Raw genomic sequence first — 24,772 nt, 5'->3', positions numbered from 1 at the left:
GTTTTCAATTAGAACACGGTCATCATCAACGATAACTTATTTGTCGCCCAGTTGCTCTGACATGGTGCCAGAGTCCGGCGCACGCGGTTCATCAACCGGACGCGGCGCGCTCGGCTTGCCGGTGCTGCCAGAGTTGTTGTTAGAAGAACCCGGTTCTTCCCAACCCGCAGGTGGACGCACGTCGCGGCGAGCCATCAGATCGTCAATCTGCGGCGCATCAATGGTCTCATATTTCATGAGCGCATCTTTCATCGAGTGCAGAATGTCCATGTTTTCGTTCAGCAGACGACGTGCACGATCATAGTTACGCTCAATCAGCAGTTTAACTTCCTGATCGATAATGCGAGCCGTTTCGTCGGACATATGTTTAGCTTTCGCCACAGAACGTCCCAGGAACACTTCGCCTTCTTCTTCAGCGTACAGCAACGGACCGAGTTTCTCGGAGAAGCCCCACTGAGTAACCATGTTGCGCGCCAGGTTAGTCGCGACTTTAATGTCATTCGACGCACCGGTAGAAACATGTTCAACACCGTAGATGATCTCTTCAGCCAGACGACCGCCGTACAGCGTGGAGATCTGACTTTCCAGTTTCTGACGGCTGGCGCTGATTGCGTCGCCTTCAGGCAGGAAGAAGGTCACACCCAGCGCACGACCGCGTGGGATAATCGTCACTTTATGCACCGGATCGTGTTCCGGCACCAGGCGACCGATAATCGCGTGGCCTGCTTCGTGATACGCGGTAGATTCTTTCTGCGCTTCCGTCATCACCATGGAGCGACGTTCCGCACCCATCATGATTTTGTCTTTCGCCTTCTCAAACTCAACCATCGATACCACGCGCTTGTTGCCGCGAGCAGCAAACAGCGCCGCTTCGTTCACCAGGTTCGCGAGATCCGCACCGGAGAAGCCAGGCGTACCACGTGCAATGATTGCCGCATCGATATCCGGAGACAGCGGTACGCGACGCATATGCACTTTCAGGATCTGTTCACGACCGCGAACGTCCGGCAGGCCAACCACAACCTGGCGGTCAAAACGGCCTGGACGCAACAGCGCAGGGTCAAGAACGTCCGGACGGTTAGTTGCTGCGATAACGATAATACCTTCGTTACCTTCAAAGCCGTCCATCTCAACCAGCATCTGGTTCAGCGTTTGCTCACGTTCATCGTGACCACCACCCAGACCAGCGCCACGCTGGCGGCCTACGGCGTCGATTTCATCGATGAAGATGATGCACGGTGCCGCTTTCTTGGCTTGTTCGAACATGTCACGCACACGAGATGCACCAACACCTACGAACATTTCCACGAAATCAGAACCGGAAATTGTGAAGAAAGGAACCTTCGCTTCACCTGCAATAGCTTTCGCCAACAGGGTTTTACCCGTACCCGGAGGACCGACCATCAGGACGCCTTTCGGGATTTTACCGCCCAGCTTCTGGAAACGGCTCGGTTCGCGAAGATACTCAACCAGTTCAGCAACTTCTTCTTTTGCTTCGTCGCAACCGGCGACGTCAGCAAAAGTGGTTTTGATCTGATCTTCCGTCAGCATGCGCGCTTTGCTCTTACCGAACGACATGGCACCTTTGCCACCACCGCCCTGCATTTGACGCATGAAGAAGATCCAGACACCAATCAGCAGCAGCATTGGGAACCAGGAAATGAAGATAGAAGCCAGCAGGCTCGGCTCTTCAGGCGGCTCGCCAACAACCTTGACGTTTTTGGTCAGCAGGTTATCAAGCAGCTTCGGATCGTTAACCGGAATGTAGGTCGTGTAACGGTTACTATCTTTCTTGGTAACGTTAATCTCACGTCCGTTGATCTTCGCTTCACGAACCTGGTCCTGATTGACCTCTTGCAGGAAGGTAGAGTAATCAACCTTACGGCCATTAGACTCGCTGGGCCCAAAGCTCTGGAATACTGACATCAGCACAACGGCAATGACCAGCCAGAGAATTAGGTTTTTCGCCATGTCACTCAAGGGATTAACCTCATATTACAACTGTGTTAAAAACAGCGTCAGGATACTCTATATCCAGTTTCTTTCAAACTTTCGTTTGAAATCTACCGGTTATGGTTTACGCCCGGTCGCTACAATATACACTTCACGCGAACGGGCGCGAGAAGAGTCCGGCTTACGAACTTTGACCTTCGTAAACAGGGAGCGAATCTCTCTTAGATACTCATCGAAGCCTTCGCCCTGGAACACCTTCACTACAAAACTACCACCTGGCGCTAATACATCACGAGCCATTCCAAGCGCCAGCTCTACCAGATACATGGCCCGGGGAATATCCACCGCCGGTGTTCCACACATATTTGGCGCCATATCAGACATGACAACTTGTACTTTACTGTCACCTACGCGCTCAAGTAACGCTTTCAGGACTAATTCATCACGAAAGTCGCCCTGAAGGAAGTCCACACCAACGATTGGATCCATAGGTAAAAGATCGCAAGCGATAATGCGGCCAGTGTTGCCGATCTGCGTAACCGCATATTGCGACCAACCACCGGGTGCAGCACCGAGATCAACAATCGTCATCCCCGGTTTAAAAATTTTGTCACTTTGCTGTATTTCATCAAGTTTAAACCAGGCACGGGAACGTAACCCCTTTTTCTGCGCCTGTTGAACATATTTATCGCTAAAGTGTTCCTGAAGCCAGCGACTCGAGCTGGCAGAACGCTTTTTACCTGTCATTTCACATTCCCAAAGGGCAGTTCATCGTAACCAATGGTGTAAATTTCTACACAGCTATTTGGTGATATATGGGAGATGGCGGTAGAATGACCCGTTTTCAATCCCAACGTAAGCAAAAATATACGATGAATCTGAGTACTAAACAAAAACAGCACCTGAAAGGTCTGGCACATCCGCTCAAGCCTGTAGTTATGCTTGGCAATAATGGTTTGACCGAAGGGGTACTGGCCGAGATTGAACAAGCGTTAGAGCACCATGAACTTATCAAGGTGAAAATCGCCTCGGAAGATCGCGATACTAAAACCTTGATCGTGGAAGCTATCGTACGCGAAACCGGCGCCTGTAATGTACAGGTCATCGGCAAAACGCTGGTACTGTATCGCCCGACTAAAGAACGTAAAATCTCGCTGCCGCGCTAAGAATATCCCAAAGTTGCACACGAAGTTTGTGTAAAACGCGGGATTTTCCGCTAGCAGGAGAGCAAAATGCCACGCTCTCTTCGTTGATAAAAGGCCGCTATGCGGCCTTTTTCCTTTCTTTACAATGTATCAACATCTTAACCAAGATGCGAATTACAGGTATTCTACCTTCGTTACTTCATATTCCACTTCGCCGCCCGGAGTTTTAATAACCACCACATCATCCTGCTCTTTACCGATCAGGCCACGAGCGATAGGCGAATTCACCGAAATCAGGTTCTGTTTAAAATCGGCTTCATCATCACCGACAATACGCCAGGTCTGCTCTTCGTCGTTATCGAGATTCAGCACGGTCACCGTCGCGCCGAAAACTACACGACCATTGTTTGGCATTTTAGTGACGTCGATAACCTGCGCGTTGGACAGTTTAGCTTCAATATCTTTAATGCGTCCTTCGCAGAAACCCTGCTGTTCGCGCGCCGCGTGGTACTCCGCATTTTCTTTCAGGTCACCATGCTCGCGCGCATCTGCGATAGCGGCAATAATTTCAGGACGGCGCACAGATTTCAGAAAATCCAGCTCTTCGCGCAGTTTTTCAGCACCACGTAAGGTCATCGGGATAGCTTGCATTTGTTATACCTCTTGAACATTCCTGTAGGGGGTGGTTGCTCTCACCCCGGCTGCTAAGCCCACTCTGGCATACGCCATGCCAGAGTCAGAAGCAAAAAAATACCGACCCGGGGCTCAGGGTCCCAGGTCAGCTACAATTCTCTATTTGATGATCATTTTACCCTGGAGTTCCCTATGGGTCATCGTTTACTTTTTGGGGCGTTGCGCCGTAGTATGACGGCCTGTTTCCAGGTTGTTAGCGCGAGATTATGCGATTTTCCAGATTTACCATCGGATTAACTGCCAGTATAGCGTTCAGCGTTCAGGCTGCGAACGTCGACGAGTATATCAATCAGCTCCCTGCCGGGGCCAACCTCGCCCTTATGGTACAGAAGGTTGGCGCACCTGCACCCGCTATTGATTTTCATAGCCAGCAGATGGCGCTGCCGGCCAGTACCCAGAAAGTGATCACCGCGCTGGCGGCATTGATTCAGCTCGGGCCTGACTTTCGTTTTATCACCACGCTTGAGACTAAAGGCATCGTGGAAGGCGGAGTATTGAAAGGTGACTTAGTGGCGCGATTTGGTGCCGATCCAACGCTAAAACGCCAGGATATTCGCAATATGGTGGCGACCCTGAAAAAATCAGGCGTGACGCAAATTGCCGGAAATGTTCTGATCGACACCTCTATTTTTGCCAGTCATGATAAAGCGCCAGGTTGGCCCTGGAACGACATGACGCAGTGTTTTAGCGCACCGCCCGCAGCGGCCATTGTCGATCGTAACTGTTTCTCAGTGTCACTTTACAGCGCGCAAAAACCCAACGATCTCGCTTTTATCCGCGTGGCATCTTACTACCCGGTCACCATGTTCAGCCAGGTGCGTACTCTCGCGCGTGGCTCTGCCGAAGCGCAATATTGTGAACTGGATGTGGTTCCCGGCGATCTCAACCGCTATACGCTGACCGGATGCCTACCCCAACGTGCCGATCCCCTGCCGCTGGCGTTCGCCATTCAGGATGGCGCCAGCTATGCCGGGGCGATTATTAAAGATGAGCTAAAACAAGCAGGTATAACTTACAGCGGTACTCTGCTGCGCCAGACGCTGGTGAACGAGCCGGGAACCATAGTCGCCAGTAAGCAGTCGGCACCGCTGCATGATCTGCTTAAGATTATGCTGAAAAAATCGGACAATATGATTGCCGATACCGTTTTCCGTATGATTGGCCATGCGCGATTTAACGTGCCAGGCACATGGCGAGCAGGTTCTGATGCTGTGCGCCAGATTTTGCGTCAGCAGGCAGGCGTTGATATCGGCAACACCATTATTGCCGACGGTTCTGGTCTCTCCCGCCATAACCTGATTGCCCCGGCGACCATGATGCAGGTGCTGCAATACATCGCTCAGCACGATAACGAGCTGAACTTTATCACTATGCTGCCGCTGGCGGGCCACGACGGCTCCCTGCAATACCGTGCGGGTCTGCATCAGGCTGGTGTGGATGGCAAAGTATCGGCGAAGACAGGCTCGCTGCAGGGGGTCTATAACCTTGCTGGCTTCATCACCACGGCAAGCGGCCAACGCATGGCATTTGTGCAGTATTTGTCTGGTTATGCGGTAGAGCCGGCTGACCAGCGTAATCGCCGTATTCCTCTGGTACGCTTCGAGAGCCGGTTGTACAAGGATATTTATCAGAACAATTAGATGGGGTGTTTGATTGCCGGATGGCGGCACTAACGTGCCTTATCTGGCCTATAGAGAGACCTGGAAACAACAACCCCGGCAACATGGCCGGGGTTTTTAATGCGATTAACGCTTGTAGATGAACTCAACGCCTTCGTCGTCTTCTTCATCCCAATCGTCATCCCAGTCATCTTCCGCTTCGTCTTCGACTTCAGCGAGCTGCTGGCGGTGATAATCATCCCACATAAACTCAACTTTCTCTGGCTGCTTCGCTTCTTCAGCCTGAACAATCGGGTTCTCGATGATAAAGGTCATCACATCCCAGCAGAGATCTTTCACGCCCAACTGGCTGGCGGCGGAAATCAGGTAATATTTACCTTCCCAACCCAACGCTTCGGCGATCGCTTTCGCTTTCTCTTCCGCTTCAGCCTTGTCCAGCAAATCAATTTTGTTGAACACTAACCAGCGCGGTTTAGATGCCAGATCCTGACTGTATTTTTCCAGTTCGCCAATAATGATACGGGCGTTTTCTACCGGATCGGAACCGTCAATCGGATCGATATCAATGAGGTGCAGCAGCACGCGGCAACGTTCCAGGTGTTTCAGGAAGCGGATACCCAGGCCTGCGCCTTCAGCCGCGCCTTCAATCAGTCCTGGAATGTCGGCAACAACGAAGCTCTTTTCGTTGTCCATACGCACCACACCCAGGCTCGGTACCAGAGTGGTAAACGGATAATCAGCGACTTTCGGCTTCGCCGCGGACACTGCACGAATAAAGGTCGATTTACCGGCGTTTGGCATGCCCAGCATACCCACGTCCGCCAGCAGCATCAGCTCCAGCATCAGATCGCGCTTATCGCCCGGCGTACCCATCGTTTTCTGACGCGGAGTACGGTTGACCGAGGATTTAAAACGGGTGTTACCCAGACCGTGCCAGCCACCTTTAGCGACCATCAGACGCTGACCGTGCTTGGTCATGTCGCCCATGGTTTCGCCCGTGCCCTGATCGATAACACGCGTACCGACAGGCACTTTAATCGTGACGTCTTTACCACGCTTGCCGGTGCAATCACGGCTTGCGCCATTCTGACCACGTTCCGCACGGAATGATTTTTCAAAACGGTAATCGATCAGCGTGTTCAGGTTTTCGTCGGCTTCCAGCCAAACGTCACCACCATCACCACCGTCACCACCGTCCGGACCGCCTTTTGGGATGTACTTTTCGCGGCGGAAGCTGACGCAACCATTACCGCCATCACCTGCAACGACCAGAATCGATGCTTCATCAACAAACTTCATTTTACTCTCCGTAAATCATTCGCCTGAGCGGGGTTGCGAAACCACCGTTTCATGCTTACGTAAACCGCCCCAAATTCGATGACCAATGGCGGAATACATCGCGCCCGCAACCACGATAAACGCACCGAGATAACCTAATAGGTTTAGCATCGGTCTGGCGAAGAAATCGGGCCAGGCCAGTGATAATAAATCTGAAAATAACAACGTAAACAGCGGTGTGAGCGTGATAATGGCGCTCACCTGCGCCGCCTGCCAACGCGCCATCGCTTCCGCGAGAGCGCCGTATCCTACCAGCGTATTCAGGCCGCAGAATACCAGGCATGCCAACTGCCAGTCGCTGAGCTGCGTGATGACACCGGGTTTTGCCAGCGGCAACAACGCAATCGTACATAAAGTGTACAGTAAAAACAGGATCTGCGGTGATGCCAGTCGGCGCAATAACACCTTTTGCGCGACCCCATAGCTCACCCAGACCATCGCCGCACCAACACCAAAGATAACGCCCCAGGTGTAATCGGTGAGTCGGGTAAAAATTTCGATCAGACTGGTATTAAAAAACAGAACCAGACCGCTCAGAAGCATAACGGCGCCAATAACCTGCGTGCCGCGCATCTTTTCTTTCAGGATAAAGACGCTGGCTACCATCATACCAACCGGTGACAGCTGACCGATAACCTGCGAAGCCGTTGGGCTCAAGTATTGCAAGGATGAACTAAACAGAATGAAGTTACCGAACAGCCCACCGGTAGCGATAGCCAACAGTATCAACCAACGCGCTTTGCGAAAAATACGCAACGGAGGGAGCTTTTTTTTAACCGCAAGAATAGCGCCAAGGCCAATACTTGCCATTAAAAAACGGTAGAACACCACGGTAGGAGGCTCCATCACCTCCAGCACTTGCTTCATTGCTATTGGCAAAGCGCCCCAACACACTGCCGTTGTGAGTGCTAACAGAATACCAATGCCTGCCTGCTGCTTCATGCCGTATTCCCTGCAAGGGCTCGTTTCCGGGTTGTCACGGCGCGACGAGCGTATTTACCGGCCGTCGAATGTAAAAAGCCCCGCAACGTGTTGCGGGGCTTTTATCCGTTACCGGGACGCGAAAAACTTATTCAGCAACGATGCTGATGAACTTACGGTTTTTCGGGCCTTTCACTTCAAATTTCACTTTACCGTCTGCTTTAGCAAACAGAGTGTGGTCTTTGCCGCAACCAACGTTGGAGCCAGCGTGGAATTTAGTACCACGTTGACGAACGATGATGCTACCAGCCAGAACTGTTTCACCGCCGAAGCGTTTTACGCCCAGACGTTTAGCTTCTGAATCGCGACCGTTACGAGTCGAGCCGCCAGCCTTTTTATGTGCCATTTAATCTGCTCCCCTTAACTTAAGCGCTGATGCCAGTGATTTTCACATCAGTGAACCACTGACGATGGCCCTGCTGCTTACGGTAGTGTTTACGACGACGAAACTTAACAATTTTAACTTTCTCGCCACGACCGTGAGCAACAACTTCAGCTTTGATAACGCCGCCATCAACGAAAGGAACGCCGATTTTGACTTCTTCACCGTTTGCGATCATCAGAACTTCAGCGAATTCAATAGATTCGCCAGTTGCGATGTCCAGCTTTTCCAGGCGAACGGTCTGACCTTCGCTTACTCGGTGTTGTTTACCACCACTTTGGAAAACCGCGTACATAAAAAACTCCGCTTCCGCGCACACCTTTTTGATGATTCAGAGTGCGCTATAAATATTCACAATAGGGCGCGAATATTACGCAAAACGCGAGCCTTTGACAAGTGCTACCGTCAATACATGAAGAAAAAAAACACAACATGTACGGTAACGTTTATCTACGGCGTTTTTTCAGTACAATCAGCATATATTTATAACCCTAAACCCGACGTTACCTTCTCATACAGTAAGGTAATCGGGGCGAGAAGCCCGGCTTTTGCGATGAATTTAGAAAAAATCAATGAGTTAACCGCGCAAGATATGGCGGGGGTCAATGCGACAATCCTTGAACAGCTCAATTCCGACGTTCAGTTGATCAATCAACTGGGGTACTACATCGTTAGCGGCGGCGGCAAACGCATTCGCCCAATGATCGCCGTACTCGCAGCGCGTGCCGTTGGTTACCAGGATAATGCGCACGTTACGATTGCGGCTCTCATCGAGTTTATCCACACCGCGACCCTGTTGCACGACGATGTTGTGGATGAGTCCGACATGCGCCGCGGGAAAGCCACGGCGAATGCAGCCTTTGGCAATGCGGCCAGCGTGCTGGTCGGCGATTTTATCTATACCCGCGCTTTTCAAATGATGACCAGCCTCGGTTCGCTGAAAGTACTGGAAGTCATGTCGAAAGCGGTCAACGTCATCGCCGAAGGTGAAGTCTTGCAGTTGATGAACGTCAACGATCCGGACATCACCGAAGAAAACTATATGCGCGTTATCTACAGTAAGACCGCGCGTTTGTTTGAAGCGGCGGCCCAATGTTCTGGCATTCTGGCAGGTTGCAGCGAAGAACAAGAGAAAGGGTTGCAGGATTATGGCCGTTATCTCGGTACCGCTTTCCAGTTAATTGACGATTTGCTGGATTACAGCGCTGATGGCGAACAACTGGGTAAAAACGTCGGCGATGACCTCAACGAAGGTAAACCAACGCTGCCGCTGCTGCATGCCATGCGCCACGGCTCGCCGGAGCAAGCGCAAATGATCCGCCAGGCCATTGAGCAAGGTAATGGGCGTCACCTTCTGGAGCCAGTTCTGGATGCAATGAACGCCTGTGGTTCCCTGGAGTGGACTCGCCAACGTGCAGAAGAAGAGGCTGATAAGGCCATCGCTGCGCTGCAGGTGCTGCCTGATACGCCATGGCGAGAAGCGCTGATTGGTCTGGCGCATATCGCCGTACAGCGCGACCGTTAATTCCTTTCAGCGTCCTCCCTCATCCCGTGCTCTGCACGGGATGTTCTTATAAGCTCCAATAACAACTTTCAAATTTCCCACAAACAAGCCATAACCTTGGCATATTCTGAATATACTAACACTTTACGTGAACATTTTAGAACATTCGTTCTCCGGGCGTTATAGTGTCGCCACAACCTATCGTGGAACCGTACGTCGTTAACCAAAGGAGAGATGAGTGTATGGAAAGCAAGCTGATTGACTGGCATCCGGCCGATATCATCGCCGGACTACGCAAGAAAGGGACCTCAATGGCCGCTGAATCACGCAAAAATGGATTAAGTTCATCAACGCTGGCCAATGCGTTAACCCGACCATGGCCAAAAGGGGAATTGATTATCGCCCGGGCGCTGGGAACCGATCCCTGGGTGATTTGGCCGTCACGCTACCATGACGCAAAAACGCATGAATTCATCGACAGAACACGAATGATGCGAGGACGCAGAGAGAAACAGAGTTCTGAATGAACACCGATGAGGAGTAACCCCCAGCCCACAGAACTGGGGGTTACAAGCGATGTTGACGGTTACTCGCCTTTCACGCGCTCAATGTTTGCGCCCAGCGCGCGCAGTTTATCTTCGATGCGCTCATAGCCGCGATCGATGTGATAAATACGGTCGACTACCGTCGTACCTTCAGCAATACACCCTGCCAGCACCAGGCTTGCGGATGCGCGCAGATCGGTCGCCATAACCTGTGCGCCAGAGAGCGTTTCCACACCGTGACAAATCACGGTATTGCTTTCGATTTCTGCATGAGCGCCCATACGGCTCAGCTCAGGCACATGCATAAAGCGGTTCTCAAACACGGTTTCCGTGATGAAGCCCGTCCCTTCTGCCACCAGGTTCAGCAGCGTGAACTGGGCCTGCATATCGGTCGGGAACGCCGGGTGCGGCGCAGTGCGCACATTGACCGCTTTCGGACGTTTGCCGTGCATGTCGAGGCTAATCCAGTCGTCGCCGACTTCGATATCCGCACCCGCATCACGCAGCTTCGCCAGAACGGCATCCAGCGTATCTGGCTGTGCATTACGGCAGATAATTTTACCGCGAGAAATTGCCGCTGCGACCAGGAAAGTACCGGTTTCGATACGGTCTGGCAGAACGCGATAGACACCGCCGCCGAGGCGCTCAACGCCTTCGATGGTAATACGATCGGTACCCTGCCCCGTGATTTTTGCGCCCAGCGCAATCAGGAAGTTCGCGGTATCCACGATCTCCGGCTCGCGCGCGGCGTTTTCGATGATGGTAGTGCCTTCGGCAAGCGTTGCTGCGCACATGATAGTGACCGTCGCGCCGACGCTCACTTTGTCCATGACGATATGCGCACCTTTCAGACGGCCATCAACGGACGCCTTCACATAGCCTTCTTCCAGCTTAATTGTCGCGCCTAACTGCTCCAGACCGGTAATGTGCAGGTCAACCGGACGCGCGCCAATGGTACAGCCACCCGGCAGTGAAACCTGGCCCTGACCAAAGCGGGCAACCAGCGGCCCGAGCGCCCAGATGGACGCACGCATGGTTTTCACCAGATCGTACGGCGCACAGAAGACGTTCACGTCACGCGCATCAATGTGCACGGAACCATTACGCTCAACTTTCGCACCCAGCTGGCTCAGCAGCTTCATTGAGGTGTCAACGTCCTTCAGTTTCGGGACGTTTTGGATCTCTACAGGTTCTTCAGCCAGCAGCGCCGCGAAAAGGATCGGCAGTGCGGCGTTTTTAGCGCCTGAAATTGTGACTTCGCCCTGGAGCTTGGTTGGCCCCTGAACACGAAATTTATCCATTATTCTGTTCTCTGTTAAGAATTTATCTTCGCTACCGGCACGTCACCCGTAGCTCAAAAACCGTTAAGTTTGCGATCGCGTGCCCATTCCGCTGGGGTAAACGCCTTAATCGACACGGCATGAATGCGGTTGTCCGCAATGTACTCCATCAACGGGCCATAGACCGATTGCTGCTTCTTGACCCGGCTCATGCCTTCAAACATCTCACCCACGGCAATAACCTGAAAGTGACTGCCGTCGCCAGAAACGTGGACTTCCTGGAGGGAGAGTGCATTCATCAGCACGCTCTGAATTTCATTATTTTCCATGGGATCTTCATTCGTCAGATAGTGAAAACAGCCCAACATCTTAGAGCAAAGTGGCGCTGTCATAAATAAGCAAAAAGCCCCGCTGATAAATCAGACAAGGCTTTAGTGGCAGATACCCCGCAAAGGGGTTGCCGGATAGCATTACAAGACCTTATCCGGCTTACAAAAATTAACGCGGAAGAACGTCGTCAGGCAAATTGTAAAGCTGCGCCAGCGTATACACTTTATCGTTAACGCCAGCGAGCGAAACGCTGTTCCCCTGCTGCTTGCCCTGGTTAATCAGGTGCAGCAGTAATGCCAGACCACCGGTGTCCACCCGGGATACCTGGTTCAGGTCGATGCAGGATACCCCTTTCATCGCCTCAACTCGCGCATCCCATAATGGGTTTAACACGTCCTGATCCAGTTCTCCCACCAACACCAGCTTGTCGCCTTCACGCGTCCAGGTGAGTGACTGCGTCATTATTTTTTCTCTTCCAGGGTGATTTTCTGCTGAGAAATAGATTTCAGCTGTGCCGTCAGGCCATCAATACCTTTCGTACGCAGCAGGTCGCTCCACTCATTCTGTTTAGTGGTGATCATACTTACGCCTTCGGCAATCATGTCATACGCCTGCCAGTTACCGGTCTGGGAGTTTTTACGCCACTGGAAATCCAGACGTACCGGAGGACGACCGTTTGGATCGATGATGGTTACGCGGATAGGCACGATGGTCGCATCACCCAGCGGCTGCTCAGGGGCAATCTGATAGGTCTGCCCGTGGTACATCGCCAGCGCCTGACCGTAAGCCTGCTTCAGATATTCACGGAAGGCAGCGAAATAGGCGTCACGCTGAGCCGGTGTCGCATCTTTGTAGTAACGGCCGAGCACCAGCGCACCGGCATACTTAACCTGCACATAAGGCAGCAGTTCCTGATCGACCACCTGACGCAGATAATCCGGATTGGAACGGATTTTGGGTTGCTCGTTCTTCAGACGGTCAAAGGTCTTCTGCGCCGCCTCATTCATCAGTTTGTACGGGTTCGTCTGGTCGGCTGCGGTTGCCGCGCTAAGTGGGGCAATCACCAGCATAGCCACCATCATCAATCGTTTAAACATACGTCGATTCTCCTGAGATTATTTCGTTGCGCCCGCAGGCGTAGTGGCTTCATTATTGCCTTCCGTTGCGGCTGGCGCATCGCCAGAATTCTTATTGTCATCACCTTTACTGTTGCTGTTGTAAAGGAACTGACCAATCATGTCTTCCAGCACCATCGCGGATTTCGTGTCCTGAATCGTACCGCCATCTTTGAGGATAGACGTTCCCAGCTCAGGATCTTCAAAACCCACATTCAGCGCCAGATACTGTTCGCCCAGCAGACCGGACGTACGAATGCTCAGAGAACTGGTGTCAGGAATATGGTTAAAACGCGATTCGATTTCCAGCGTCACGCGCGGCAGGTACGTTTTCGGATCTAACGAGATGTCCGATACGCGTCCAACTACCACCCCGCCAATCCGCACCGGAGAACGCTCTCTCAGGCCACCGATATTATCAAAGGTCGCATAAATCGTATAAGTCGGCTCAGTACGCATTGAGGTAACGTTCGCCGCCTTCAGGCAGACAAACAGCGCAGCCAGCAGCGCAACCAGCAGGAATAACCCGACCCAAATTTCATTTTTTTTCGTTTGCATGAACTCAATTCCCAAACATCAGTGCGGTCAGCACAAAATCCAGCCCCAGAACGGCAAGAGAGGCGTGCACTACGGTGCGTGTCGTTGCCCGGCTAATCCCGGCAGAGGTCGGGATCGCATCATAACCATTGAACAATGCAATCCAGGTGACCGTAATGGCGAACACCACGCTCTTAATCAGACAGTTGACCAGATCCAGACGCCAGTCGACGGCATTTTGCATCGCCGACCAGAAAAAGCCGGCATCAATACCTTTCCAGCTTACGCCAACCAGCGAACCACCCCAGATCCCCACCGCAACGAATATAATCGTCAGCAGCGGCAAAGAAATGACACCGGCCCAAAAACGCGGGGAGATAACCCGGCGCAGAGGATCGACGGCCATCATTTCCAGGCTGGAAAGCTGTTCGGTCGCCCGCATCAAGCCAATCTCTGCGGTTAAGGCCGACCCCGCCCGCCCGGCAAACAGCAGCGCCGCAACAACCGGTCCTAGCTCACGTAACAATGACAGTGCCACCAGCATACCGAGGCTGGTTTCCGCGCTGTAGGTCGTCAGCACCAGGTACCCCTGCAACCCCAGCACCATACCGATGAACACGCCAGAAACTATAATGATCAGCATCGATAAGACACCGACATTATAGAGCTGGCGTATCAGCAGCGGCGCATGTTTGCGAAACTCCGGCTTGCCGACAACCGCATTGAACAACATTAATCCGGCTCGCCCGAACGTCCTGAGGGTTTTTATTCCCCGATGTCCGAGTGATGCCAGCGCATTTAACAACATGGGTGGCTTAACTCCCTGTTTTGAGTAAATCGATGTGGTAGTCGCCCGCCGGATAACGGAACGGAACCGGCCCATCGGCAATACCATCGAGGAACTGACGCACTCGCGGATCGGCATTTTCTTGCAGCGCCTGAGCACTACCGTAGGCCACTATTTTTTTATCCGCCATAATATAGGCGTAATCCGCAATACTCAGCACCTCTGGCACGTCATGGGAAACGACCACGCAGGTGACGCCCAGCGCGCTGTTCAGTTCTGAAATCAGCTTCACCAGCACGCCCATGGTGATGGGATCCTGGCCGACGAACGGTTCATCAAACATGATAAGGTCTGGCTCCAGCGCGATAGCACGAGCTAACGCGGCGCGACGCGCCATCCCACCGGATAATTCAGAAGGCATTAATTTAGCCGCGCCCCGCAGGCCCACGGCCTCAAGCTTCATCATTACCGTGCTTTTCAGTAGCGGCGCAGGCAGCGTTGTATGCTCACGCAACGGGTATGCGACGTTGTCAAACACGTTCATGTCGGTAAACAGCGCACCGGACTGAAACAGCATGCTCATGCGCTTACGCACGGTAAATAAACGCGAACGGGACATGGCGGGGACGTTTTCGCCGTCAAACAGGATCTCGCCCTTATCCGGGGAGATTTGTCCGCCAATCAGACGCAACAGCGTTGTCTTGCCAATGCCTGATGGACCCATGATCGCCGTTACCTTACCGCGCGGCACCGTCAGGGAAATATTATCAAAGATGCAGCGGTCGCCTCGGGAAAAGCTGACATCGCGCATATCGACTAGATTCGCCACAGACTGACCCATTGATTCATCCTTTACTATTGCCTCGTTAATCGAAGAGTTTGGCGCTCAATTTAGCCCTGAACCCAACATATTTACAGATTATTGCCTGTCCTGGTTAGCGAAAGCTGGCATTTGTTTTACTTTTTAGCCGCATAAAGTCAAAATTAAGAATTCGTTACGGCTTCCAGAAATCCTTCAAGTGGACCGGCGAGTATACCTGAAGAAAGGACTTTAGATGCTTTTAGCGACGGCGCTGTTAATAATTGGTTTACTTCTGGTGGTCTACGGTGCCGACCGTCTGGTGTTCGCCGCATCCATTTTGTGTCGAAACTTCGGTATTCCCCCCATTATCATCGGGATGACCGTGGTCAGCATGGGGACATCGTTACCCGAGATAATTGTCTCGGTTGCCGCATCAATAAATGGACAACTCGATTTAGCCGTCGGTACCGCCATCGGCTCTAACATTACCAACATCCTGCTTATTTTAGGCCTGTCGGCGCTGATTCATCCTTTTACCGTGCATTCTGATGTTCTGCGTCGTGAATTACCGCTAATGTTGCTGGTAAGTATTTTAGCCGCATCTGTCCTGTATGACGGGCAGTTGAGCCGCAGCGATGGATTCTTTCTTCTGCTTCTGGCCGTGCTATGGCTGCTATTCATTGTTAAAATCGCCCGCCTGGCCGAGCGACAAGGCAACGACAGCCTGACCCGCGAGCAGATTGCGGAGTTACCGCGCGAAGGCGGGTTACCGGTCGCATTTTTGTGGTTGGGCATTGCGCTGATTATTATGCCAATGGCAACGCGTATGGTGGTAGATAACGCAACCGTACTGGCGAACTACTTCGCCATGAGCGAACTCACCATCGGGCTAACGGTGGTCGCCATTGGTACCAGCCTGCCGGAGCTGGCAACGGCGATTGCGGGTCTGCGTAAAGGTGAGAACGATATTGCCGTCGGAAACATCATCGGCGCGAACATTTTTAATATTGTTATCGTCCTCGGGCTACCGGCGCTAATTACGCCGGGTGAAGTCAACCCGATGGCCTTCACCCGTGACTATAGCGTCATGCTGTTGGTGAGCGTAATTTTTGCACTACTCTGCTGGCGACGCCCGCGCCAGATTGGTCGCGGCGCGGGTGCGCTACTGACCGGCGGTTTTATCATATGGCTGGCGATGTTGTATTGGTTATCGCCACTTCTCGTTGGATAACTGGAAACGCATTATGTCGCACTTAGAGTTGCAACCGGGTTTTGACTTTCAGCAAGCAGGCAAGGAAGTCCTGGCAATTGAACGTGAAGGCCTGGCGGAGCTTGATCAGTACATCAACCAAAATTTTACTCTCGCATGCGAAAAAATATTCAGCTGCCCGGGCAAAGTCGTGGTGATGGGGATGGGGAAATCAGGACATATAGGACGGAAGATGGCGGCCACATTTGCCAGTACCGGTACCCCCTCATTTTTCGTACATCCTGGCGAAGCCGCACATGGCGATCTGGGTATGGTCTCGCCGCAGGATGTGGTTATCGCCATCTCTAACTCCGGTGAATCCAATGAGATAGCAGCGTTGATCCCGGTATTAAAACGTCTTCATGTACCGCTTATCTGCATGACCGGTCGTCCGGAAAGCAGCATGGCGCGTGCGGCAGATGTGCATCTGTGTGTTAAAGTGCCCAAGGAAGCTTGTCCGTTAGGCCTGGCGCCGACCAGCAGCACAACCGCCACGCTGGTAATGGGCGATGCGCTTGCCGTGGCATTATTAAAAGCGCGTGGTTTTACCGCGGAAGATTTTGCATTATCTCATCCCGGCGGCGCACTGGGCCGTAAGCTTTTGCTGCGCGTTAACGATATTATGCATACGGGAGATGAGATCCCGCATGTGACTAAAAGCGCCAGCCTGCGTGACGCCTTACTTGAGATCACGCGTAAAAATCTCGGCATGACCGTCATTTGCGATGATGCCATGAAGATTGACGGTATTTTCACCGATGGCGATTTACGTCGCGTCTTCGATATGGGCGTTGATGTACGCCAGTTAGGCATTGCCGATGTGATGACCCCTGGAGGCATTCGCGTGCGTCCGGGTATTCTTGCCGTCGATGCCCTGAACTTAATGCAGTCCCGCCATATCACCTCGGTAATGGTTGCTGATGGCGACCAGTTACTCGGTGTGTTACATATGCATGATCTGCTGCGTGCAGGTGTAGTGTAAGAAACTCAAGGATAACGAAAATGAGTAAAGCAGGTGCGTCGCTTGCGACCTGTTATGGACCCGTCAGCGCAGACGTTATCACCCGGGCAGAGAACATCCGTTTGCTGATCCTGGATGTGGATGGCGTACTGTCTGATGGTCTGATTTATATGGGCAACAATGGTGAAGAGCTGAAGGCTTTTAACGTCCGCGATGGTTACGGAATTCGCTGTGCGCTCACTTCCGGTATCGAGGTTGCCATTATTACCGGACGAAAGGCTAAACTTGTAGAAGATCGCTGTGCCACATTGGGGATCACGCATTTGTATCAGGGGCAGTCAGACAAACTGGTCGCCTTTAACGATCTCCTTAGCAAACTGGCAGTCGCGCCTGAAAATGTCGCGTACGTTGGTGATGACCTGATCGACTGGCCGGTGATGGCGCAAGTGGGATTAAGCGTGGCGGTGGCGGATGCGCATCCCCTGCTGATCCCGCGCGCCGATTACGTTACCCGCATCGATGGGGGACGTGGCGCGGTGCGTGAAGTCTGCGATTTATTACTCCTGGCGCAGGGCAAACTGGACGAGGCCAAAGGGCAATCGATATGAGCAAAACCAGACGTTGGGTTATCATTCTACTGTCGCTGGCTGTCCTTGTGATGATTGGTATTAATCTGGCTGACAAAGACGACGCCGCTCAGGTCGTCGTCAATAACAACGAGCCAACCTATAAGAGCGAACATACTGATACCGTTGTGTATAGTCCGGAAGGCGCACTGAGCTATCACTTGATCGCGCAAAACGTTGAATATTATTCGGAGCAAGCGGTTTCGTGGTTTACTCAACCAGTATTAACCACGTTTGATAAAGATAAAGTACCGACCTGGACGATCAAGGCTGATAAAGCCAAATTGACCAACGATCGGATGCTGTATCTGTACGGCCATGTTGAGGTCAACGCCCTGGTGCCCGACTCTCAACTACGCAGAATTACCACCGATAACGCGCAGATTAACCTGGTGACACAAGATGTCACTTCCGATGATCTCGTCACGTTATATGGCACAACATTTAACTCCAGCGGACTGAAGATGCGCGGCAACTTACGCAGCAAGAACGCCGAGCTGATTGAAAAGGTTAGAACCTCATATGAAATCCAAAACAAACAAACTCAGCCTTAATCTTGTGCTTGCCAGCTCACTTCTGGCCGCCAGCATCCCGGCATTGGCCGTTACCGGCGATACCGAGCAGCCGATTCACATTGAGTCGGACCAGCAGTCCCTGGATATGCAGGGCAACGTGGTGACGTTTACTGGTAACGTGATTGTGACTCAGGGCACCATTAAAATTAACGCCGATAAAGTCGTCGTAACCCGCCCTGGCGGTGAAGACGGTAAAGAAGTGATTGATGGTTACGGTGATCCCGCCACCTTTTACCAGATGCAGGACAACGGTAAGCCGGTGAAAGGCCGCGCCTCACACATGCACTATGAACTGGCAAAAGACTTCGTCGTTCTTACCGGTAAGGCTTACCTGGAACAGCTCGATAGCAACATCACGGGCGATAAGATCACCTATCTGGTAAAAGAGCAGAAAATGCAGGCCTTCAGCGATAAAGGCAAACGCGTCACCACCGTTCTGGTTCCGTCGCAGTTGCAGGACAAAAACAAGGCTCCGGCAGAGAAAAAAGGTAACTGATTCGTTATGGCAACATTAACTGCAAAGAACCTTGCAAAAGCCTATAAGGGCCGCCGTGTAGTGGAAGATGTCAGTCTGACCGTCAACTCCGGGGAGATTGTCGGTTTGCTCGGTCCTAACGGTGCGGGTAAGACAACGACCTTTTACATGGTAGTCGGCATTGTCCCGCGCGATGCGGGCAACATTATCATTGATGACGAAGACATCAGCCTGCTGCCTCTGCATGCGCGCGCGCGTCGCGGCATCGGCTATTTGCCGCAGGAAGCGTCTATTTTCCGTCGCCTGAGCGTGTTTGATAACCTGATGGCGGTGCTGCAAATTCGCGACGATCTGACCAGCGAGCAGCGCGAAGATCGCGCTAACGAGCTGATGGAAGAATTCCACATCGAACACCTGCGCGACAGCTTAGGTCAGTCGCTCTCCGGTGGTGAACGACGCCGCGTGGAGATCGCCCGGGCACTGGCGGCTAATCCGAAATTTATCCTGCTGGATGAACCGTTTGCCGGTGTTGACCCGATTTCCGTTATTGATATCAAACGGATCATCGAACACCTGCGCGACAGCGGGCTTGGGGTGCTGATTACCGACCATAACGTTCGCGAAACGCTGGCAGTGTGTGAGCGCGCCTATATCGTGAGTCAGGGCCACCTGATCGCGCACGGCACGCCAACAGAAATACTGCAGGATGAGCACGTTAAGCGCGTATACCTTGGGGAAGACTTCAGACTCTGATAGGGTAGAAGACTTCACGTCACCGCAGGAGAGAACAACTCTGAACATGAAGCAAGGTTTGCAACTCAGGCTTAGCCAACAACTGGCGATGACGCCTCAGCTACAACAGGCTATCCGTCTGTTGCAGCTGTCCACGCTGGAACTTCAGCAAGAACTTCAGCAAGCGCTGGAAAGTAACCCACTGCTCGAGCAAACCGATCTTCACGACGAAATTGATACCCAGGAAAAACAGGACAGCGAATCCCTCGACACCGCAGATGCTCTCGAACAAAAAGAGATGCCAGAGGAACTACCGCTTGACGCCAGTTGGGATGAAATTTACACCGCCGGTACGCCTTCTGGCACCAGCGGAGATTACATCGACGACGAACTGCCTGTGTACCAGGGTGAGACCACGCAATCGCTGCAGGATTACCTGATGTGGCAAGTGGAGCTGACCCCGTTCTCGGATACCGATCGCGCCATTGCGACATCCATCGTTGATGCGGTAGACGAAACCGGTTATCTCACCGTAACCCTGGACGATATTCTCGAAAGCATGGGCGATGACGACGTCGGTATGGACGAAATCGAAGCCGTGCTTAAACGCGTTCAGCGTTTTGATCCCGTGGGTGTAGCGGCCAAAGATCTCCGCGACTGCTTACTGATTCAACTTTCACAGTTTGATAAAGCCACGCCGTGGCTGGAAGAAGCGCGCCTGATCATCAGCGATCATCTCGATCTGTTAGCCAATCATGACTTCCGCACGCTGATGCGCGTGACCCGGCTGAAAGAAGATGTGCTGAAAGAAGCCGTCAACCTCATCCAGTCGCTCGATCCCCGCCCAGGACAGTCGATCCAAACCGGCGAACCGGAATACGTCATCCCGGATGTGCTGGTGCGTAAGCATAACGATCGCTGGGTGGTCGAACTCAACGGCGACAGTATTCCACGGCTGCAGATTAACCAGCATTACGCCGCCATGTGCAACAGCGCGCGCAACGATGCTGACAGCCAGTTTATTCGTAGCAATCTGCAGGATGCGAAGTGGCTGATTAAAAGCCTGGAAAGTCGCAATGATACGCTGCTGCGCGTCAGTCGCTGCATCGTTGAACAGCAGCAAGCCTTCTTTGAGCAAGGCGAAGAGTTTATGAAACCGATGGTGCTGGCGGATATCGCCCAGGCCGTCGAGATGCACGAATCGACCATTTCCCGAGTGACCACGCAAAAGTATCTGCACAGTCCGCGCGGCATTTTTGAATTGAAGTATTTCTTTTCCAGTCACGTTAACACTGAAGGCGGAGGCGAAGCCTCGTCCACAGCTATCCGTGCGCTGGTGAAGAAATTAATTGCTGCGGAAAACCCCGCGAAACCGCTGAGTGACAGCAAGTTAACCTCTATGCTGTCAGAACAGGGTATCATGGTGGCACGCCGCACCGTTGCGAAGTACCGAGAGTCTTTATCCATTCCGCCGTCTAACCAGCGCAAACAGCTGGTCTGACCCAACCGATAAGGAAGACACTATGCAGCTCAACATCACTGGAAACAACGTCGAAATCACGGAAGCCCTGCGCGATTTTGTGAATACAAAATTCGCCAAGCTTGAACAATATTTCGACCGAATTAATCAGGTCTATATTGTGTTGAAAGTGGAGAAGGTTACACATATCTCGGACGCAACACTGCATGTGAACGGTGGCGAAATTCATGCCAGCGCGGAAGGTCAGGATATGTACGCCGCCATTGACGGTTTAATTGATAAACTGGCTCGGCAGTTAACAAAACATAAAGATAAACTGAAACAGCACTAACTTGTCCGGGCAGTTAGCGGGTGCAGGACGGCCTGTTGTGTAGCACAACAGGCCATTTGTACAGTTAGCGCTTAGGTGAAATTATGACAAATAACGATACGACTCTACAACTGAGCAATGTTCTTAACCAGGAATGTACACGCGCGGCCGTTCACTGCCAAAGCAAAAAACGCGCACTGGAAATCATCAGTGAACTGGCGGCAAAACAGCTCAGCTTGCCCTCTCAGGTGGTATTTGAAGCCATTCTGACGCGTGAAAAAATGGGCAGTACCGGCATCGGTAATGGTATTGCTATTCCGCACGGAAAGCTGGAAGAAGACACGATGCGCGCGGTTGGCGTGTTTGTGCAACTTGAAACGCCTATTGCTTTCGACGCCATTGATAATCAACCCGTCGATCTGCTTTTTGCTCTACTGGTTCCGGCAGACCAAACCAAGACGCATTTGCATACGTTGTCACTGGTCGCCAAACGTCTGGCAGATAAAACCATCTGCCGCCGCCTGCGCGCCGCACAGAGTGACCAGGAGTTGTATCAAATCATCACGGACACCGAAGGTGGACAGGATGAGGCATAACAACCCAATGGCATCCTTTTTTGTCGTTGTGAGGAGAAACAGTACATGGTACTGATGATCGTCAGCGGTCGTTCGGGGTCAGGTAAATCTGTCGCCCTGCGTGCGCTGGAAGATATGGGTTTTTACTGCGTGGATAACCTTCCCGTAGTGCTGTTGCCCGATCTGGCTCGTACTCTGGCCGATCGCCAGATTTCTGCGGCCGTCAGCATTGATGTGCGCAACATGCCTGAGTCCCCGGAAATTTTCGAGCAGGCGATGAACAACCTGCCTGAAGGCTTCTCACCGCAGTTGCTGTTCCTTGACGCCGATCGCAACACCCTGATTCGCCGCTACAGCGACACCCGTCGCCTGCATCCGCTTTCCAGCAAGAACTTATCTCTGGAAAGTGCTATCGATAAGGAAAGCGATTTGCTGGAGCCCCTGCGCTCTCGTGCTGACCTGATCGTTGATACCTCCGAAATGTCCGTGCACGAACTGGCGGAAATGTTACGTACCCGACTGCTGGGCAAGCGTGAACGCGAATTGACGATGGTATTCGAATCCTTTGGTTTCAAACACGGTATCCCGATTGACGCGGATTACGTCTTTGACGTGCGCTTCCTGCCTAACCCGCACTGGGATCCGAAGCTGCGCCCGATGACCGGTCTTGACCGCCCCGTCGCAGCCTTCCTCGACAGGCACACAGAAGTACACAATTTTATCTACCAGACTCGCAGCTATCTTGAGCTATGGTTACCCATGCTGGAGACCAACAACCGCAGCTACCTCACCGTAGCCATCGGCTGTACCGGCGGGAAGCACCGTTCGGTGTATATTGCAGAGCAGCTGGCTGACTACTTCCGCTCACGCGGTAAAAACGTGCAGTCACGCCATCGCACGCTGGAAAAACGTAAATCATGACCGTGAAGCAAACTGTTGAAATCACGAATAAGCTGGGTATGCATGCCCGCCCAGCCATGAAACTGTTTGAATTGATGCAGGGCTTCGAAGCAGAAGTGTTGCTGCGTAATGATGAAGGAACGGAAGCTGAGGCCAACAGCGTTATCGCTCTGCTGATGCTGGACTCCGCCAAAGGGCGTCAGATAGAAGTTGAAGCCACGGGTCCACAGGAAGTTGAAGCCCTGGCAGCGGTAATTGCCCTGTTTAACTCAGGCTTTGACGAAGATTAATCGAGTACACAGAACGTAGCCAGTAGGCCGGATAAGGCGTTTACGCCGCATCCGGCAATAACTCAGCTAATACAACTTATGTTCCCGCATAAACGACTCACCGCCTAACTGGCGCATTTGGCGCATAATCCACGCCTGACGGCTACGTACATAACCAGAAGGCGCATTCGCCTTAAAACGCATAGGATTGGGTAACACCGCCGCCAGCAAGGCCGCTTCAGACAAACTCAGCCGGCTGGCTGGCTTATGGAAATAGCGCTGCGCAGCGGCCTCCACGCCAAAAATTCCATCGCCAAACTCCGCAACGTTCAGATAGACGGTCAGAATACGTTTCTTGCTCCAGACAGTTTCCATACCCAGCGTTAGCCCGGCTTCAAGGCCCTTACGCACCCAGCTACGTCCATCCCACAGAAAGAGGTTTTTCGCCGTCTGTTGCGATAACGTCGACGCCCCGCGAATACGGTTCTCATTACGTTCGTTGTGCGCCAGCGCTTTCTCTATGGCGGAGACATCAAATCCCCAGTGCTCGGGAAACTTCTGGTCCTCTGCGGCAATCACCGCCAGCCCCATCCACACAGAGATCTCATCCATGCTCACCCAGTCCGAGTGCGCCACATAACCGAAATCACCAGACAGCCATGCACCCAGTTGCCGCTCGACCATTACCGCCGAGAACGGCACCGGCATCACGCTGAAAAGTGCGATGCCCCCGCCCCAGAATACAGCGAGGACAACGACCGCCCGCAGAAAGATACGCCGCAGAAAAGCGGTAACGCCTTTTCTCATTCAGCCAGCACCAGTACACGCGATACCAGTTTATCGATACCACTCGCAGCCTGAGCGATATCCTGCGCCAGCATATAGGCAGGCGTAGTGACAATTTTGTTGTCTTCATCGACGACAATGTCATCAACCGGACAAGGCACATGCTCAGCGCCCATCTCTTCCAGCACCTCTGCCGTATCGATATCAGTACCGATGGTCAGACGCAGCGGAAAGTCAAAAATTTTAGGTAACATGGCGGGCGCAATGCACATAAATCCCAGTGGCTTACCCGCCTGATGCATAGCCAGCGCCAGCGCAGCTAAATCACTGTCAACCCGGCATTCACTGCCCTGACTGGCAAAATTGCTCAGATTTTTAGCCGCGCCAAACCCGCCAGGCACTATCAACGCGTCCAGTTCTGTTGAGACTGCCTGAGCCAGTGGGCGAATCTCGCCGCGTGTAATACGTGCGGCTTCAATCAGCACATTACGCGTTTCCTGCATCGGCTCGCCGGTCAGATGATTAATCACATCCGCTTGTTGTTTATCCGGTGCGAAACAGACAGCCTGAGCGCCGTTGCGGGCAATGGCCAGAAGCGTGAGAACCGTTTCATGGATCTCTGCGCCGTCATACACGCCGCATCCGCTGAGCACTACACCCACTTTTTTCATCGCGATACTCCTTTTCTAAGCTGGCTGAAACATATTAGTTATTATGATTTAAATGCTACGCTTCACACATTTAACTGATTCATGTAACAAATTATTTAAGATTTGCTATCTTAACTGCGTGCGGCCTGAAAATTAGGGCTGCGCCCTTGTAA

The 24,772-nt window shown here is 52.4% G+C and carries 31 protein-coding genes; 15 read left to right on the top strand and 16 right to left on the bottom strand.

The genetic code is table 11. The annotated features are described in order from the left end of the window. Window positions 1–36: 36 nt before the first annotated feature. Together ftsH and rlmE are read right to left on the bottom strand one after the other, a co-directional pair. Window positions 37–1,971, bottom strand: a complete 1,935-nt coding sequence (ftsH, locus tag OGV77_RS05475; RefSeq protein ID WP_043017790.1) for an ATP-dependent zinc metalloprotease FtsH — start codon at window positions 1,969–1,971, stop codon at window positions 37–39. A gap of 99 nt (window positions 1,972–2,070) precedes the next feature. Then, window positions 2,071–2,700 carry a 23S rRNA (uridine(2552)-2'-O)-methyltransferase RlmE gene (gene rlmE / locus OGV77_RS05470; RefSeq protein WP_003025015.1) on the bottom strand — a complete coding sequence of 210 codons (630 nt, stop codon included), beginning with the start codon at window positions 2,698–2,700 and terminating at the stop codon, window positions 2,071–2,073. Window positions 2,701–2,825: 125 nt separating this feature from the next. On the opposite strand from rlmE, the gene yhbY reads away from it, so the two are divergent. Continuing rightward, window positions 2,826–3,119 carry a ribosome assembly RNA-binding protein YhbY gene (gene yhbY, locus OGV77_RS05465; RefSeq protein WP_003025016.1) on the top strand — a complete coding sequence of 98 codons (294 nt, stop codon included), beginning with the start codon at window positions 2,826–2,828 and terminating at the stop codon, window positions 3,117–3,119. Between the two features lie 153 nt (window positions 3,120–3,272). Here the strand turns inward: yhbY and greA are convergent, their stop codons facing one another. Beyond that, window positions 3,273–3,749, bottom strand: coding sequence for a transcription elongation factor GreA (gene greA, locus OGV77_RS05460; protein WP_016154674.1), 477 nt, complete (start codon window positions 3,747–3,749; stop codon window positions 3,273–3,275). Between the two features lie 248 nt (window positions 3,750–3,997). On the opposite strand from greA, the gene dacB reads away from it, so the two are divergent. Further along, entirely contained in the window at window positions 3,998–5,431 is a 1,434-nt protein-coding gene (gene dacB / locus OGV77_RS05455) for a serine-type D-Ala-D-Ala carboxypeptidase (protein WP_087051123.1), read from the top strand. A gap of 105 nt (window positions 5,432–5,536) precedes the next feature. On the opposite strand, the gene cgtA is transcribed toward dacB, so the two are convergent. The 4 genes from cgtA to rplU form a co-directional block, all read right to left on the bottom strand. Next, window positions 5,537–6,709: an Obg family GTPase CgtA gene (cgtA, locus tag OGV77_RS05450; RefSeq protein ID WP_043017792.1), complete on the bottom strand. Its 1,173-nt coding sequence runs from the start codon at window positions 6,707–6,709 to the stop codon at window positions 5,537–5,539. Between the two features lie 15 nt (window positions 6,710–6,724). Next, window positions 6,725–7,690 (bottom strand): DMT family transporter, encoded by a 966-nt coding sequence (locus OGV77_RS05445; protein ID WP_043017793.1) that lies wholly within the window; start codon window positions 7,688–7,690, stop codon window positions 6,725–6,727. Window positions 7,691–7,817: 127 nt separating this feature from the next. After that, window positions 7,818–8,075 (bottom strand): 50S ribosomal protein L27, encoded by a 258-nt coding sequence (rpmA, locus tag OGV77_RS05440; RefSeq protein ID WP_003025030.1) that lies wholly within the window; start codon window positions 8,073–8,075, stop codon window positions 7,818–7,820. A 19-nt stretch (window positions 8,076–8,094) separates the two neighbouring features. Continuing rightward, window positions 8,095–8,406, bottom strand: coding sequence for a 50S ribosomal protein L21 (rplU, locus tag OGV77_RS05435; protein WP_042325074.1), 312 nt, complete (start codon window positions 8,404–8,406; stop codon window positions 8,095–8,097). A gap of 258 nt (window positions 8,407–8,664) precedes the next feature. On the opposite strand from rplU, the gene ispB reads away from it, so the two are divergent. Together ispB and sfsB are read left to right on the top strand one after the other, a co-directional pair. Beyond that, the gene (gene ispB, locus OGV77_RS05430; protein ID WP_043017794.1) at window positions 8,665–9,636 is read left to right on the top strand and encodes an octaprenyl diphosphate synthase; all 972 of its coding nucleotides are present in this window, start codon (window positions 8,665–8,667) and stop codon (window positions 9,634–9,636) included. A 221-nt stretch (window positions 9,637–9,857) separates the two neighbouring features. Then, window positions 9,858–10,142 (top strand): DNA-binding transcriptional regulator SfsB, encoded by a 285-nt coding sequence (gene sfsB / locus OGV77_RS05425; protein ID WP_043017795.1) that lies wholly within the window; start codon window positions 9,858–9,860, stop codon window positions 10,140–10,142. Between the two features lie 59 nt (window positions 10,143–10,201). Here the strand turns inward: sfsB and murA are convergent, their stop codons facing one another. The 7 genes from murA to mlaF all read right to left on the bottom strand — a co-directional run bounded on the left by murA (window position 10,202) and on the right by mlaF (window position 15,050). Further along, window positions 10,202–11,461 carry a UDP-N-acetylglucosamine 1-carboxyvinyltransferase gene (gene murA, locus OGV77_RS05420; RefSeq protein WP_003839949.1) on the bottom strand — a complete coding sequence of 420 codons (1,260 nt, stop codon included), beginning with the start codon at window positions 11,459–11,461 and terminating at the stop codon, window positions 10,202–10,204. A 53-nt stretch (window positions 11,462–11,514) separates the two neighbouring features. Further along, the gene (ibaG, locus tag OGV77_RS05415; protein WP_003025040.1) at window positions 11,515–11,769 is read right to left on the bottom strand and encodes a BolA family iron metabolism protein IbaG; all 255 of its coding nucleotides are present in this window, start codon (window positions 11,767–11,769) and stop codon (window positions 11,515–11,517) included. 169 nt (window positions 11,770–11,938) lie between these two features. Then, on the bottom strand, window positions 11,939–12,232 hold the full coding sequence (gene mlaB / locus OGV77_RS05410) for a lipid asymmetry maintenance protein MlaB (RefSeq protein ID WP_005121315.1): 294 nt from the start codon (window positions 12,230–12,232) through the stop codon (window positions 11,939–11,941). Continuing rightward, complete coding sequence (mlaC, locus tag OGV77_RS05405) at window positions 12,232–12,867, bottom strand: phospholipid-binding protein MlaC (protein WP_043017796.1); 636 nt, start codon at window positions 12,865–12,867, stop codon at window positions 12,232–12,234. The genes mlaB and mlaC overlap by 1 nt, the downstream gene beginning before the upstream one ends. An 18-nt stretch (window positions 12,868–12,885) precedes the next feature. Further along, window positions 12,886–13,443 (bottom strand): outer membrane lipid asymmetry maintenance protein MlaD, encoded by a 558-nt coding sequence (gene mlaD, locus OGV77_RS05400; RefSeq protein ID WP_003025050.1) that lies wholly within the window; start codon window positions 13,441–13,443, stop codon window positions 12,886–12,888. A gap of 4 nt (window positions 13,444–13,447) precedes the next feature. Then, a complete protein-coding gene (mlaE, locus tag OGV77_RS05395; RefSeq protein ID WP_003025053.1) occupies window positions 13,448–14,230 on the bottom strand; it encodes a lipid asymmetry maintenance ABC transporter permease subunit MlaE in 783 nt (260 codons plus the stop codon). 7 nt (window positions 14,231–14,237) lie between these two features. Next, window positions 14,238–15,050, bottom strand: a complete 813-nt coding sequence (mlaF, locus tag OGV77_RS05390; RefSeq protein WP_006687865.1) for a phospholipid ABC transporter ATP-binding protein MlaF — start codon at window positions 15,048–15,050, stop codon at window positions 14,238–14,240. Window positions 15,051–15,264: 214 nt separating this feature from the next. Here mlaF and OGV77_RS05385 point away from each other — a divergent pair, with 214 nt between their 5' ends. The 11 genes from OGV77_RS05385 to npr all read left to right on the top strand — a co-directional run bounded on the left by OGV77_RS05385 (window position 15,265) and on the right by npr (window position 23,184). Beyond that, window positions 15,265–16,242: a calcium/sodium antiporter gene (locus tag OGV77_RS05385; protein ID WP_043017797.1), complete on the top strand. Its 978-nt coding sequence runs from the start codon at window positions 15,265–15,267 to the stop codon at window positions 16,240–16,242. A 13-nt stretch (window positions 16,243–16,255) separates the two neighbouring features. Then, window positions 16,256–17,242 carry an arabinose-5-phosphate isomerase KdsD gene (gene kdsD, locus OGV77_RS05380; RefSeq protein WP_043017798.1) on the top strand — a complete coding sequence of 329 codons (987 nt, stop codon included), beginning with the start codon at window positions 16,256–16,258 and terminating at the stop codon, window positions 17,240–17,242. Window positions 17,243–17,262: 20 nt separating this feature from the next. Then, window positions 17,263–17,829 carry a 3-deoxy-manno-octulosonate-8-phosphatase KdsC gene (gene kdsC / locus OGV77_RS05375; RefSeq protein WP_047408330.1) on the top strand — a complete coding sequence of 189 codons (567 nt, stop codon included), beginning with the start codon at window positions 17,263–17,265 and terminating at the stop codon, window positions 17,827–17,829. Then, a complete protein-coding gene (lptC, locus tag OGV77_RS05370) occupies window positions 17,826–18,401 on the top strand; it encodes an LPS export ABC transporter periplasmic protein LptC (protein WP_043017800.1) in 576 nt (191 codons plus the stop codon). The genes kdsC and lptC overlap by 4 nt, the downstream gene beginning before the upstream one ends. Further along, window positions 18,370–18,918, top strand: a complete 549-nt coding sequence (lptA, locus tag OGV77_RS05365; RefSeq protein WP_032945118.1) for a lipopolysaccharide ABC transporter substrate-binding protein LptA — start codon at window positions 18,370–18,372, stop codon at window positions 18,916–18,918. The genes lptC and lptA overlap by 32 nt, the downstream gene beginning before the upstream one ends. A 6-nt stretch (window positions 18,919–18,924) precedes the next feature. Beyond that, window positions 18,925–19,650 carry an LPS export ABC transporter ATP-binding protein gene (gene lptB / locus OGV77_RS05360; RefSeq protein WP_003828761.1) on the top strand — a complete coding sequence of 242 codons (726 nt, stop codon included), beginning with the start codon at window positions 18,925–18,927 and terminating at the stop codon, window positions 19,648–19,650. A gap of 46 nt (window positions 19,651–19,696) precedes the next feature. After that, window positions 19,697–21,130: an RNA polymerase factor sigma-54 gene (gene rpoN / locus OGV77_RS05355; RefSeq protein WP_043017801.1), complete on the top strand. Its 1,434-nt coding sequence runs from the start codon at window positions 19,697–19,699 to the stop codon at window positions 21,128–21,130. Window positions 21,131–21,152: 22 nt separating this feature from the next. Continuing rightward, entirely contained in the window at window positions 21,153–21,440 is a 288-nt protein-coding gene (gene hpf / locus OGV77_RS05350; RefSeq protein WP_003025078.1) for a ribosome hibernation promoting factor, read from the top strand. An 83-nt stretch (window positions 21,441–21,523) separates the two neighbouring features. Then, the gene (ptsN, locus tag OGV77_RS05345) at window positions 21,524–22,015 is read left to right on the top strand and encodes a PTS IIA-like nitrogen regulatory protein PtsN (protein ID WP_006687857.1); all 492 of its coding nucleotides are present in this window, start codon (window positions 21,524–21,526) and stop codon (window positions 22,013–22,015) included. A 45-nt stretch (window positions 22,016–22,060) separates the two neighbouring features. Further along, window positions 22,061–22,915, top strand: a complete 855-nt coding sequence (gene rapZ, locus OGV77_RS05340; protein ID WP_003025085.1) for an RNase adapter RapZ — start codon at window positions 22,061–22,063, stop codon at window positions 22,913–22,915. Continuing rightward, on the top strand, window positions 22,912–23,184 hold the full coding sequence (gene npr / locus OGV77_RS05335) for a PTS phosphocarrier protein NPr (RefSeq protein WP_003828770.1): 273 nt from the start codon (window positions 22,912–22,914) through the stop codon (window positions 23,182–23,184). Before rapZ ends, npr begins: the two co-directional genes overlap by 4 nt. Window positions 23,185–23,250: 66 nt before the next feature. Here the strand turns inward: npr and mtgA are convergent, their stop codons facing one another. Both mtgA and elbB read right to left on the bottom strand, forming a co-directional pair. Further along, complete coding sequence (gene mtgA / locus OGV77_RS05330) at window positions 23,251–23,970, bottom strand: monofunctional biosynthetic peptidoglycan transglycosylase (protein WP_087051120.1); 720 nt, start codon at window positions 23,968–23,970, stop codon at window positions 23,251–23,253. Then, window positions 23,967–24,620: an isoprenoid biosynthesis glyoxalase ElbB gene (gene elbB / locus OGV77_RS05325; protein WP_043017803.1), complete on the bottom strand. Its 654-nt coding sequence runs from the start codon at window positions 24,618–24,620 to the stop codon at window positions 23,967–23,969. The genes mtgA and elbB overlap by 4 nt, the downstream gene beginning before the upstream one ends. Window positions 24,621–24,772 lie beyond the last annotated feature (152 nt).

Origin of the sequence: Citrobacter sp. Ce129, assembly GCF_030334545.1 — a bacterium.
In the GTDB taxonomy this organism is placed as follows: Bacteria; Pseudomonadota; Gammaproteobacteria; order Enterobacterales; family Enterobacteriaceae; genus Citrobacter; species Citrobacter europaeus.
Note: the sequence above shows the minus strand (reverse complement) of the source record. Positions and strands in the feature narration are given on the sequence as shown.